Below are 12,623 nucleotides of genomic sequence, written 5' to 3'. Positions count from 1 at the left end.
GTCCCTGACCGTGTCGGCGACGCCTCGGGCCTGATCGGCCACGGTGTGGGCCACCCCCGCGAGGGCTGCCCCGGCGGCGGCGGATTCGGCCTTCGCTCCGGGCAGCTTGGCCGTGACCTTGTCTCCCGCCCTGCGGGCGCGCCACGTGAGACCCGGCTGGCCGGCGGTGTCGACCGAGGCGAGCAGGAGCGCTCCGAGCAGCGCGACGTCGGTGGCCAGGCCGGTGGTCTTGCGGCTCTTGGCGGCGGAGTCGGACTCCGCCCAGAAGTCGTTGCGGGTGACGGTCGTGGGCAGGTGCGACGCCGTGAGTGCGAGGGCCGACAGGCGGGGGGCCTTGCCCAGTGCGAAGAGCACGCCCGCGCCGACCTTGACCCCGGCGAGAGCCTTGACCAGCGTCTCGGTGTCCTTGGTGACCGGCGGCACCGAGGTCGTGACGTGCTCGTTGACCGCCTGCTCGCCCTTCTCCACCAGGGGCGCGGCCTTGTCCACGAGCGGGGCCGCCTTGGCGACATGGGCCTGCGGATTGCGGAGTGTCTCCACGCCGTCGATGACGAACACCGTGGCGAGCATGGGTCGTGCGAGTCGTCGGATCATCGTTCCTCCTGGGAATTGGGATGCGTGGTCGAACCTAGTGAAAACCCCGGCGACTCGCCTCCGGTCCGGGAACCTCGCATGTCGCGGACCGCGCGGACCCGCGTGATGCGCTGGGGCGATTGGTCATGGAGGGCCGAGATAACGATTCCGACAAGCTCCTCGCCCCGGGCTGTCGTCGGTCACCAGCCGCGTTCCCGCCACGTTCTCAGGCTCGGCCGCTCGTCCCCGAGTGTGGTGTCATCGCCGTGTCCGGGATGGACCACCACGTCGTCGTCGAGCACCCCGAACACCCGGGTCTCGAGGTCGTCCATGAGGGTGGCGAACTGTTCCGGAGTGGCGGTCTTCCCCGGGCCACCGGGGAAGAGGGAGTCACCGGCGAACAGGTGGGACCCCTCCGCGGTTCGGAGCAGGAGCGCGATGCCGTCCGGGGTGTGGCCACGCAGACCGATCACCCCGAGGCGCAGATCCCCCACGACGATCTCGTCACCGTGAGAGACGTGGCGGTCCGTCGGTACGTGGATCTCTTCGGCGTCACCGGGTGAGGCGATGGTCCTCAGGCCGAGGGCCTCGACGGTCTCGGGGAGACCGATCCAGTGGTCGGCGTGCAGGTGGGTCGTGACCACCTCTCGCACCCCGGGGGCCTGCGTCTCGAGGTGGGCGATGAGCTGGGGGGCGTCGTTGGCCGCGTCGACGAGGAGTGCCTCGCCGGTGGAGACGGACTCGATCACGTAGACGTTGTTGTCCATCTCTCCCACGGAGATCTTGGACAACCGCGCCGGGCCGACGGTCCAGCGCTCGCCGGTCAGGCGACCGCCCAGACGGCCGGAGTAGCCCTCGGTGAGGGTGATGTGCGCGGGAACTGAAGCGGCGGAATTCGACATAATTGCAGGCTACTGGTGTCGACGGCGGTCTGCGACGGGAAGCGTGTCGGGGTTCGTTGGTACCTTCGTCTGCGGGACGGCGGCCATGCGGCGCGCACGGCCACCGCCACGGGTCCGTGGCGACAGCCCCCTCGGAAGGAGTACCCATGGTGGACCGTCTGGTCGTCCGCGGCGCACGGGAACACAACCTCAAGGGCGTGGACATCGACGTCCCGCGCGACGCCCTGATCGTCTTCACCGGATTGTCCGGCTCCGGCAAGTCCTCGTTGGCGTTCGACACGATCTTCGCCGAAGGTCAGCGTCGGTACGTCGAGTCGCTCTCCTCCTATGCGCGCATGTTCCTCGGGCAGATGGACAAGCCGGACGTCGACTTCATCGAGGGGCTCTCCCCGGCGGTGTCGATCGACCAGAAGTCCACCAACCGGAACCCGCGGTCGACCGTGGGCACGATCACCGAGGTCTACGACTACCTCCGTCTGCTCTATGCGCGGGCGGGTGTGCCGCACTGCCCCACGTGCGGAGAGGTGGTCTCGCGTCAGACCCCTCAGCAGATCGTCGACCAGATCCTCGCCGGCGAGGAGGGCGTGCGGTTCCAGGTCCTCGCGCCGGTCGTGCGCACGAGGAAGGGGGAGTTCGTCGACCTGTTCGCGCAGCTCGCGGCCGACGGGTACAACCGTGTGCGGGTCGACGGTGAGCTCCACACCCTCGCGGAACCGCCCACTCTCAAGAAGCAGGAGAAGCACGACATCGAGGTGGTCGTCGACCGACTCGCCGCGAAGCCGTCCTCGCGACAGCGCCTCACCGATTCCGTCGAGACCGCGTTGGGCCTGGCGGACGGCGTCATCGTGATCGACTATGTGGACCTCGACGAGACCGACCAGGCCCGGCGGCGTCGGTTCTCCGAACACATGGCCTGTCCCAACGGCCATCCGATCGGCCTGGACGACCTGGAACCCCGCGCGTTCTCGTTCAACTCGCCCTACGGCGCCTGCCCGGTCTGTGACGGACTCGGGTCCCACCTCGAGGTGGACCCCGACCTGGTGATCCCCGATCCGGAGCGGTCGTTGGCCGACGGCGCGATCGCACCGTGGTCGGGGGGTCAGAGCGCCGACTACTTCCAGCAGCTGCTCTCGGGACTGGCCGACGACCTGGGCTTCGACCTGCGTACGCCATGGCAGGACCTGCCCGCCAAGGTGCGCAAGGCGGTGCTCGGCGGGGCGTCGACGAAGGTGCGGGTGCGGTACAAGAACCGCTACGGCCGGGTCCGCACGTACGACGCCAAGTTCGAGGGCGTCATGTCGTTCCTCAAGCGCCGGCTGGAGCAGACGGAGTCGGAATCGCAGAAGGAGCGCTACCAGGGGTATATGCGGGAGGTCCCGTGTCCCACCTGCGAGGGGACCCGACTCAAGCCGGAGATCCTCGCGGTGACCATGACGGGCCCAGGCGGGCGCGAGCGGTCGATCGCGGACATCTCGCGGATGTCGGTCGCGGACTGCGCGCAGTTCCTCGACGGGCTGGAACTGGACTCCCGCCAGGAGATGATCGCCGGCCGGGTCCTCAAGGAGATCCAGGCCCGTATGGGGTTCCTCCTCGACGTGGGACTCGACTACCTGTCCCTGGACCGGGTGGCGGGCAGTCTGTCCGGTGGCGAGGCCCAGCGGATCCGGCTGGCCACCCAGATCGGGTCCGGCCTCGCCGGAGTGCTGTACGTCCTCGACGAACCCTCCATCGGTCTGCACCAGCGGGACAACCGTCGTCTCATCGACACGCTCGTCCGGTTGAGGGACCTGGGGAACACGCTTCTCGTGGTGGAGCACGACGAGGACACCATCCGCGCGGCCGACTGGATCGTCGACATCGGCCCGTTGGCCGGCGAGCACGGGGGACGCGTGGTGCACTCCGGGGACTACGCCGGGCTGCTGGCCAGCACGGAGTCACTGACGGGTGACTACCTGGCGGGTCGGCGGTCCATCGCGGTGCCCGAGACGCGGCGCGGACTGAACCCGGAGAAGATGCTCCACGTACGCGGGGCCCGGGAGAACAACCTCAAGAACGTCGACGTGATGTTCCCCGGGGGCGTGCTGTGCGCTGTCACCGGGGTGTCCGGGTCCGGAAAGTCCACCCTCGTCAACGACATTCTCGCCACGTCCCTCGCCAACCAGCTCAACCGGGCACGCCAGGTTCCAGGTCGGCATTCCCGCATCGACGGGGTGGAGTCGTTCGACAAATTGGTGCAGGTGGACCAGTCGCCGATCGGGCGCACGCCGCGGTCCAACCCGGCCACGTACACCGGGGTGTTCGACAAGATCCGGACGTTGTTCGCGGCGACCACCGAGGCCAAGGTCCGCGGCTACAAGCAGGGGCGGTTCTCGTTCAACGTCAAGGGCGGGCGATGCGAGGCGTGCCAGGGGGACGGCACCCTCAAGATCGAGATGAACTTCCTGCCGGACGTCTACGTCCCGTGCGAGGTGTGTCAGGGCGCCCGGTACAACCGCGAGACCCTCGAGGTCCACTACAAGGGCAAGACCATCGCCGAGGTGCTCGACATGCCGATCGAGGAGGCGTGCGAGTTCTTCGAGCCGATCACGTCGATACACCGGTACCTCAAGACGCTCTCCCAGGTCGGACTGGGGTACGTGAGGTTGGGCCAGTCGGCGCCGACCCTGTCCGGTGGTGAGGCGCAGCGGGTCAAGCTCGCGGCCGAGTTGCAGAAGCGGTCGAGTGGACGGACCGTCTACATCCTCGACGAGCCCACCACGGGTCTGCACTTCGAGGACATCACCAAGCTCCTCCTGGTGATCCAGGGGCTGGTCGACAAGGGCAACACCGTCATCGTGATCGAGCACAATCTCGACGTCATCAAGAGTGCCGACTGGGTGATCGACATGGGGCCCGAGGGTGGGGCCGGTGGAGGTGTCGTCGTGGCGGAGGGCACCCCCGAGCAGGTGGCGACGGTGCCCGAGAGCCACACCGGCCGCTTCCTCGCGCAGGTTCTACCCACCGTGCAGGAAGAGCCCGCGGAGGGTCGTCGGCCCGCGGGGAAGCAGGCCGGCAGAGCCGCCGCCCGCACGACGGCCAGCAAGAAGACGGTCGCGAGCAAAGCCCCGGCGAAGAAGGCCACCGCGGCCAAGGCGGCACGCAAGGCACGGGCGCTGCGCTGACCGGATGCCGGTGGGGAAGACCGTGGCGTCACCCCGCGGGCCGGTCGGAGCCGGGTCAGAAGGTCAGAGCGACGTCAGTAGACCGGCCCGGTGAACTTCTCGCCGGGTCCCTCGCCGGGCTCGTCGGGAAACGCGCTCGCCTCTCGGAACGCCCGCTGCAAGCCCTGGAGGCCGTCCCGGACCACGCTTGCCTGCGGACCGAGGTACTCGGCGGACCCGGTCACGAGACCCGCGAGGGAGGTGATCAGCTTCCGGGATTCGTCGAGGTCGAGGTGCGGGCTCGCGGTCGGGTCGTCGTCGGACAACCCGAGCTTCTCCGCCGCGGCGCTCATCAGAACGACGATCGAGCGGAAGATGATCTCCTGGGCGGGAACGTCCGCGAGTTCGACGATCTCGACCTCGCGGGCGTCGAGGTGATCTTCGAGAGAGGTCTCGGCGGCCGCGTCGTCGGAGGGGTCAGTGGACGCGGGGTGATCGGTGTTCATGCCGAATACTGTCCCACGGGTATCTCGACGCCGGGCGGCCGGACCGGTTTGGGGGTCCCCCGCAACACTGGTACAGTTCTCAGGTGACTGTGGGAACCCGCTATGTGGTGGGTTCCGACGTCCAAGAGGAGCCCGATCTCCCACCATCCGACGCCTCAGGTAGTTTGATGGTCACCACCCCCGGCGAGGGGCCCGCGAGCTGATCGCGGGCGAGTCGTCGTCGACGGGTGAGGAGTGAGAGGCCCCCCGGTATCCGTGCCGTGGGGCCTTCTCGGTGTCACCGGTGTGTCCGGCGGCGCCGCGGGTGCCTCGAGGGCGGATGCGCGACCGCGCCAGTGGTCGCGGACAGACGCACCATCTACCGAGGAGGGCCCATCAGCGCCGAAGCACGTATCAACGAACGAATCCGTGTCCCCGAAGTCCGACTCGTCGGCCCCGGGGGCGAGCAGGTGGGGATCGTTCGCGTCGAGGATGCACTTCGTCTGGCCCTCGAGGCCGATCTGGACCTCGTCGAGGTCGCGCCCACCGCGCGCCCGCCGGTCTGCAAGATCATGGACTACGGAAAGTTCAAGTACGAGGCGGCGCAGAAAGAGCGCGAGTCGCGGAAGAACCAGCAGCAGACCGTGGTCAAGGAGCAGAAGCTCCGGCCCAAGATCGACACGCATGACTACGAGACCAAGAAGGGGAACGTCGTCCGTTTCCTCGAGAAGGGTTCCAAGGTCAAGGTGACGATCATGTTCCGCGGTCGGGAGCAGTCCCGCCCCGAACTCGGGTACCGGTTGCTGCAGCGACTGGCCGACGACATCACCGAGTACGGATACGTCGAGACCAGCGCCAAGCAGGACGGCCGCAACATGACCATGGTCGTGGCCCCGCACAAGGGAGCCAAGACCCGGGTCAAGGCGCAGGAGTCGAAGGTCACCGACCCCGCCTCGGAGTAGGACTCCGGCACCACACCGACCACCGGACGCACGTCGTCCGCTCACCCGAGACCCCTCCGGTCTTTCGGGACGAACCATGTGAGGAAGACCGATCATGCCGAAGATGAAGACCCACAAGGGCACCGCCAAGCGCTTCCGGAAGACCGGGACGGGCAAGTTGGTGCGCCAGCAGGCCAACCGCCGCCACATCATGGAGAAGAAGCCCACCAAGCGCACCCGTCGTCTCGACGGTCGCACGGACGTCGCGCCGGCCGACGTCCCCCGCATCAAGCGGCTCCTCGGGCTCTGAGCCCTCTCCCATACGTAGTACTTCCGGTCACCGTCGAGGTGGCCACCCAGATCAGTGAGGATTGACCAGTGGCACGCGTGAAGAGGGCAGTCAATGCCCAGAAGAAGCGTAGGACCGTACTCGAGTCCACCAAGGGCTACCGCGGACAGCGTTCGAGGCTGTACCGCAAGGCCAAGGAGCAGATGCTCCACTCGATGACCTACAGCTACCGCGACCGTCGTGCACGCAAGGGCGACTTCCGGAAGCTGTGGATCACCCGCATCAACGCGGCGGCCCGCGCCAACGACATGACGTACAACCGCTTCGTCCAGGGTCTCAAGCTCGCGGGCGTCGAGGTGGACCGCAAGGTGCTCGCCGACCTGGCCGTCACCGACCCGGCCGCCTTCACGGCGCTGGTCGAGGTCGCCCGTGGCGCACTGCCGGCCGACGTCAACGCGCCGGCTGCCTGACACCTGCGACTTGACGCACAGCACCCGGCCCGGGCAGGGCACCGGACGACCCGCGGATCCGTTCACCGAACGGACCCCGCGGGTCGTTTCCGCATCCAAGCTCCACCGGGCCGCTGCCCGCCGAAAAGCTGGTCGCTTCCTCGCGGAGGGGGCGAACTCGGTCGAGGCGGCCCTTGCGGCCGGCGTCGCGATCGAGGTGTTCTGCGGCGAGGACTCGCTCGAGCGGTTCTCCGACCTCGTCACCACGGCGTCGGCGTCCGGGCTCGCCGTCTCCGTGGTCACCGATCGCGCGGTCAGGGTACTGTCCGACACCGTGTCGCCGACGGGGATCGTCGCGCTGTGTCGTTCCGTCGTGCGGGAGCCCTTCGCGTCTGATGACTCCTCCGCGTCCGACGGGCCCTCCGCGTCCGACGGGCCCGACGACACCGGCGAGCGTGGTCCGCGGCTCGTGGCGGTGGGCCAGGCGCTGGCCGAGCCGGGCAATGTCGGCACCCTCGTGCGCGTCGCCGACGCGCTCGGCGCCGACGCGGTGTGGCTCACCGAGGGTGCGGCGGACCCGGAGAACACGAAGGCCGTCCGCGCCTCGGCGGGCAGCCTCTTCCACCTTCCCGTGGTGCGGGGGGTCGCCGAGTCGGATCTGATCGGTCGGGCCCACCGCCTGGGCCTTCAGGTCGCCGTGGCCACAGGTGACGGTGAGGTGGACATCGAACACGCCGGACAGGAGCTCTCCCGGCCGACGGCGTGGGTGTTCGGCAACGAGGCACACGGCGTCCCGGCCGAGCTGGCCGCTCGCGCCGATCTGCGGGTGCGGATCCCCATCCGGGGGAGAGCCGAGAGCCTGAACATCGTCACCGCGGCCTCGATCTGCCTCCACACCAGCGCGCGCCTGCAGGCCGCCTCCTCGTGACCGCCACCCTCACGGCCCGCGGCCTGGGCGCCGCGCGGGGAGCTCGCTCACTGTTCGCCGGACTCGACCTCGTCGTCGCCGAGGGGGACGTCTGGGGCCTCACCGGCCCCAACGGTGCCGGCAAGTCGACCCTGCTCCACGCACTGTCCGGCGAACCCGACGCCGAGATGACGGGGACGGTGACCGTCAGCCCACCGGACGCGACGGTCGGTCTCCTGCGTCAGCAGGTGGATCGTCACGACGACGAGGCGGTGCGTGGCTTCCTCCATCGCGTCACCGGGGTCGCCCACGCGCAGGCGCTGATGGACGATCTCGCCGCGCGGATGGCGGACTCGGCCTCGGCGGCCGAGGCTTACGGTGACGCCCTCGAGAGGTGGCTCGCGCTCGGCGGTGGAGACCTGGACGAGCGGATCCCGGTGGTCGCCGCCCGGCTCGGCCTGGACGGGGCCGCACTGGACCGGCCCATGGCGGCGCTCTCGGGTGGTCAGGCCGCCCGCGTCACCCTCTGCGCGGTGGTGCTGAGCCAGTACGACATCCTGCTGCTGGACGAGCCGACCAACGACCTCGACCTGGCGGGGCTCTCGGTGTTGGAGGACTTCATTCACACCGAGCGGCGTCCGATGGTGGTGGTCAGCCACGACCGTGAGTTCCTCGCCAGATGCGTGACCGGGATCGTCGAACTCGACTCCGCCCAGAGGCAGATCACGGTGTTCGACGGAGGGTACGAGTCCTACCTCACCGAACGCGCGCTGGCGCGGCAACGGGCGCGCGAGGCGTATGCGGAGTACGCGGGCCGGGTCGGTCAGCTCAAGGAGCGCATGCAGACCCAGAAGACGTGGCTCGACAAGGGCGTGCGCACCACCATGCGGAAGTCGGGAGGCAGGGACGCGGAGAAGGACAAACACATCCGAAACCGCGCCGGACAGCGGTCGGAGAAGCAGGCCGCGAAGATCTCCCAGACCCAGCGCGCGATGGAGCGGCTCGACGTGGTCGCCGAGCCACGTAAGGAGTGGGAGCTGAAGATGGAGATCGCGGCCGCACCCCGGTCGGGGTCCGTCGTGGCCGTCCTGAGCGAGGCGGTCGCCCGCCGTGGCGATTTCGTGCTCGGTCCGGTGACCCTGCAGATCGATGCGGGGGACCGGGTGCTGATCTCCGGTGCCAACGGATCCGGCAAATCGACGCTGCTGGGTCTGCTCGCCGGAGATCGACTCCCGGACGCGGGGCGGGTGAGAACGGGAGCAGGGGTCGCGGCGGGACGCGTCGACCAGGTCCGCTCGGAGTTCGGCGGGCCGGGATCCCTGCTGGACACGTTCTGCGCTGCCGCGGACCCGGAGGGGTTGCACCCCACGGAGGGCAGGACGCTGTTGGCCAAGTTCGGACTGGGCGGTGAGCACGTCGCCCGGTCGTGCGCCTCCCTTTCCCCGGGGGAGCGGACCCGGGCGGCGCTGGCCCTGTTGCAGCAGCGCGGCGTCAACCTGCTCGTGCTGGACGAGCCCACCAACCATCTGGACCTGCCCGCGATCGAGCAGCTCGAGAGGGCGGTGGAGGCCTTCGACGGCACGGTCCTGCTGGTGACCCACGACCGGCGGATGCGGCGGGGTTTCCGGGTGACCCGCGAGCTGCTCGTCGTCTCCGGCGCTGTCGACGAGGTCCGCTGACAGGCGGGAGCACGTGGGCCGGGGCGTCCGATCCCGATCGACTATCCTGGTCCGGGATGCCGCCGGCGATCGCCGGAGATCGCCGTGACGGGGAGGACGAGAGCACAGGTGAGCGAAGACACGAGCGCTGTCGAGGTGCGGATCGACGAGGAATCGCTGGCGCACTACGCGGCGCAGGCCGAAGCGGCGTTCGCCGCCGCCGCCGACCTCGAGGCGCTCGCGGCGGCCAAGACCGCCCACCTGGGTGACCGCAGCCCGATCGCGTTGGGGCGCCGGACACTCGGATCGCTGCCCAAGGAGCAGAAGGCCTCCGCCGGGAAGGCGGTCAACGTGGCCCGGGGCCGGGTCCAGCAGGCGTACGACACCCGGCTCGCAGAGCTCCAGGCAGAGCGTGACGCCGCCGTCCTCGTGGCCGAGACGCTCGATCTGACCGTCCCGTCGGGCCGGGCGCCCGTCGGAGCCCAACACCCCATCACGATCATCACCGAGCAGGTCATGGACGTGTTCGTGGCCATGGGGTGGGAGATCACGGAGGGCCCCGAGGTCGAGGCCGAGCACTACAACTTCGACGCACTGAACTTCCTCCCGGATCACCCTGCGCGCACACTGCAGGACACCTTCCACATCGCCCCGGAGGGCAGCCGGCAGGTCTTGCGCACGCACACCTCGCCCGTGCAGATCCGGACGATGCTCGACAGGGAGCCCCCGATCTACGTCGCCTGCCCGGGACGGACCTTCCGCACCGATGAGCTCGACGCCACCCACACACCGGTCTTCCACCAGGTCGAGGGGCTCGCGATCGACAAGGGCCTGACCATGGCGCATCTGCGGGGCGCGCTCGACGCCTTCGCCCGCGCCCTGTTCGGTCCGGAGACCCGGACCCGGATGCGGCCCAACTACTTCCCGTTCACCGAGCCCTCGGCCGAGGTCGACGTGTGGTTCCCGCGGAAGAAGGGTGGCGCCGGCTGGGTCGAGTGGGGTGGGTGCGGGATGGTCCATCCCAACGTTCTGACCGCCTGCGGTATCGACCCGGAGGTCTACTCGGGGTTCGCCTTCGGTATGGGCCTCGAGCGCACCCTGCAGTTCCGCAACGGACTGTCCGACATGCGGGACATGGTCGAGGGGGACGTGCGGTTCTCGCTGCCCTTCGGCATCCGCGCCTGACCACCACCCCCTTCCACCCGATAAGACGAAGGACCCCCACAGTGCGAATTGCGCAGTCCTGGCTGACCGAGATCCTGCAGCGGGCCAACGACGGCTGGTCGGTGACCCCGGCCGAGCTCGACGCGGGGTTCGTGCGGGTCGGCCTCGAGGTCGAGGGCGAGCCGGAGCAGCTGCCCGAGATCAGGGGTCCGCTCACGGTCGGCCGGGTCAGCAGCATCGAGGAGCTCGAAGGATTCAAGAAACCCATCCGCTTCTGCCTGGTGGACGTGGGCGCCGACGAACCGCAACGGATCGTCTGCGGTGCCCGGAACTTCGCCGCGGGAGACCTCGTGGTGGTGGCGCTGCCCGGGACCGTCCTGCCGGGCGGCTTCGAGATCGGTGAGCGCACGACCTACGGCCGGCCCAGCGAGGGCATGATCTGTTCGGCGTCCGAGCTGGGTATCGGTTCCGACCACAGCGGCATCATCGTGCTCGCCGACGGGACCGCGGAGCCCGGTGACCCCGCCGGCCCGGTACTGGACGCCGGGGCGGTGCTGGACGCGGGCGCGGCTGGGTCCGACACCGTCATCGAGCTCAACGTCACGCCGGACCGGGGCTACTGCCTGTCGGCGCGCGGTCTGGCCCGCGAGCTCGCGTGCGGATTCGATCTGGACTTCGCGGACCCGGCCACCGAGCTGGGGCTGCCCGCCGGGAGTGAGACCTGGCCCCTGGTGGTCGCGCCGGAGTCGGGCGCGCAGCGGTTCGCCCTCCGCCGGGTGACCGGGATCGACCCGTCCGCCCGCACGCCGTGGTGGATGGTCCGTCGACTGCTGCTCTCGGGGGTGCGTCCGATCTCGCCGGCGGTCGACGTGACCAACTACGTGATGCTCGAACTCGGGCATCCCATGCACGCGTTCGACGCCGGGACGCTGCGCGGTGGTCTCACCGTCCGGCGGGCCCGAGCGGGGGAGGCGCTCACCACCCTCGACGACGTCGAGCGCTCTCTCGACCCCGAGGACGTGGTGATCTGCGACGACCGCGGCCCGATCTCGCTGGCCGGGGTCATGGGCGGCGCGGACACCGAGGTCTCCGGGGATACCACGGACGTGCTGCTGGAGGCCGCGGTGTGGGACGCCCTCGCGGTGTTCCGGACGATCCGCCGCCACAAGCTCCCCAGCGAGGCGGGCAAGCGGTACGAGCGTGGTGTCGACGCGGCCGCGACGATCGCCGCTCTGGACCGGGCCGCGACGCTGCTCGCCGACATCGCCGGCGGCTCCGTGGAGGCCTCGCTCACCGACGTCGGATCCGCCCCGGTCATGCCGACCATCGCGTTCGACGCGAGCAGGCCCTCGCGCGTCGCCGGGGTGGAGTATCCGTCGGGCACCGCACGGCGCCGACTGGAGCAGATCGGGTGCGGCGTCTCGGGGGACGACGAGGTGCTGCTCGAGGTCACCCCACCGACCTGGCGCCCGGACCTCACGCTGCCCGCGGATCTGGTGGAGGAGGTCGTGCGGCTCGAGGGGTTGGAGGACATCCCGTCCGTTGTGCCGTCCGCCCCCGCGGGTCGTGGTCTCACCGCTGCCCAGCGGGGTCGCCGCGCGGTGGGCCACGCCCTGGCGGCCGCCGGGCATGTCGAGGTGTTGACGTCGCCCTTCTGTGACCCCTCGGTGTTCGACGCGATGGGGCTGGCCGACGACGACGAGCGGCGCAACACCATGTCCGTGGTCAACCCCCTGGAGAGCGACAAGGCGCATCTCGCCACGACGCTGCTCCCGTCGTTGGTGGAGATCGCCCGTCGCAACCTCACCCGCGGCGCGCGTGACCTGGCGCTGTTCTCGGTCGCGCAGGTCTCGTTCCGAACCCCCACCACAGGGGCGGTCGAGATGCTGCCGGTGGACCGCGAGCCCACCCCGCAGGAACGGGAGCGCCTCGATGCGTCGCTGCCCGACCAGCCGCTCCACGTGGCCACCCTCTACACCGGTAAGCGCGTCCCGGCCGGTCACGCCGGACCGGGCCGTGACGCGGACGCCCTCGACGCGGTCGAGGCCGTGAGGATCGTCGCCCGCGCCCTGGGGGCGGAGGTCGACGTGCGGGCGGCCGAGCGGGCACCGTGGC

The 12,623-nt window shown here is 69.8% G+C and carries 11 protein-coding genes; 8 read left to right on the top strand and 3 right to left on the bottom strand.

What is annotated here, in order from left to right:
• The coding region (locus IY392_RS07055; protein WP_194860850.1) for a DoxX family membrane protein at window positions 1–594 on the bottom strand (594 nt) is incomplete at its 3' end.
• A 179-nt stretch (window positions 595–773) separates the two neighbouring features.
• Window positions 774–1,475, bottom strand: a complete 702-nt coding sequence (locus IY392_RS07050; RefSeq protein WP_107756337.1) for an MBL fold metallo-hydrolase — start codon at window positions 1,473–1,475, stop codon at window positions 774–776.
• Window positions 1,476–1,621: 146 nt separating this feature from the next.
• Here IY392_RS07050 and uvrA point away from each other — a divergent pair, with 146 nt between their 5' ends.
• Window positions 1,622–4,636, top strand: a complete 3,015-nt coding sequence (gene uvrA / locus IY392_RS07045; RefSeq protein WP_194860849.1) for an excinuclease ABC subunit UvrA — start codon at window positions 1,622–1,624, stop codon at window positions 4,634–4,636.
• 74 nt (window positions 4,637–4,710) lie between these two features.
• On the opposite strand, the gene IY392_RS07040 is transcribed toward uvrA, so the two are convergent.
• Window positions 4,711–5,121, bottom strand: a complete 411-nt coding sequence (locus IY392_RS07040; RefSeq protein WP_107756339.1) for a DUF1844 domain-containing protein — start codon at window positions 5,119–5,121, stop codon at window positions 4,711–4,713.
• Window positions 5,122–5,456: 335 nt separating this feature from the next.
• On the opposite strand from IY392_RS07040, the gene infC reads away from it, so the two are divergent.
• The 7 genes from infC to pheT form a co-directional block, all read left to right on the top strand.
• The gene (infC, locus tag IY392_RS07035; RefSeq protein WP_231750541.1) at window positions 5,457–6,062 is read left to right on the top strand and encodes a translation initiation factor IF-3; all 606 of its coding nucleotides are present in this window, start codon (window positions 5,457–5,459) and stop codon (window positions 6,060–6,062) included.
• A 94-nt stretch (window positions 6,063–6,156) separates the two neighbouring features.
• The gene (rpmI, locus tag IY392_RS07030; protein WP_007630819.1) at window positions 6,157–6,351 is read left to right on the top strand and encodes a 50S ribosomal protein L35; all 195 of its coding nucleotides are present in this window, start codon (window positions 6,157–6,159) and stop codon (window positions 6,349–6,351) included.
• A 68-nt stretch (window positions 6,352–6,419) separates the two neighbouring features.
• Window positions 6,420–6,800: a 50S ribosomal protein L20 gene (gene rplT / locus IY392_RS07025; protein WP_017836228.1), complete on the top strand. Its 381-nt coding sequence runs from the start codon at window positions 6,420–6,422 to the stop codon at window positions 6,798–6,800.
• Window positions 6,801–6,810: 10 nt separating this feature from the next.
• Window positions 6,811–7,707, top strand: coding sequence for an RNA methyltransferase (locus tag IY392_RS07020; RefSeq protein WP_182611979.1), 897 nt, complete (start codon window positions 6,811–6,813; stop codon window positions 7,705–7,707).
• Entirely contained in the window at window positions 7,704–9,365 is a 1,662-nt protein-coding gene (locus IY392_RS07015) for an ABC-F family ATP-binding cassette domain-containing protein (RefSeq protein WP_194860848.1), read from the top strand. The genes IY392_RS07020 and IY392_RS07015 overlap by 4 nt, the downstream gene beginning before the upstream one ends.
• A gap of 108 nt (window positions 9,366–9,473) precedes the next feature.
• A complete protein-coding gene (gene pheS, locus IY392_RS07010; protein ID WP_107756342.1) occupies window positions 9,474–10,529 on the top strand; it encodes a phenylalanine--tRNA ligase subunit alpha in 1,056 nt (351 codons plus the stop codon).
• Between the two features lie 41 nt (window positions 10,530–10,570).
• On the top strand, window positions 10,571–12,623 hold a 2,053-nt coding region (gene pheT / locus IY392_RS07005; RefSeq protein ID WP_194860847.1), incomplete at its 3' end, for a phenylalanine--tRNA ligase subunit beta.

Origin of the sequence: Dietzia sp. SYD-A1 (assembly GCF_015356725.1) — a bacterium.
Lineage (GTDB): Bacteria > Actinomycetota > Actinomycetes > Mycobacteriales > Mycobacteriaceae > Dietzia.
This window is presented reverse-complemented; position numbering and strand designations above follow the sequence as displayed.

Coding starts and splice junctions, on each gene's coding strand:
- IY392_RS07050 (WP_107756337.1), bottom strand. CDS start 1,475: ATGTCGAATTCCGCCGCTTCAGTTCCCGCGCACATCACCCTCACCGAG.
- uvrA (WP_194860849.1), top strand. CDS start 1,622: ATGGTGGACCGTCTGGTCGTCCGCGGCGCACGGGAACACAACCTCAAG.
- IY392_RS07040 (WP_107756339.1), bottom strand. CDS start 5,121: ATGAACACCGATCACCCCGCGTCCACTGACCCCTCCGACGACGCGGCC.
- rpmI (WP_007630819.1), top strand. CDS start 6,157: ATGCCGAAGATGAAGACCCACAAGGGCACCGCCAAGCGCTTCCGGAAG.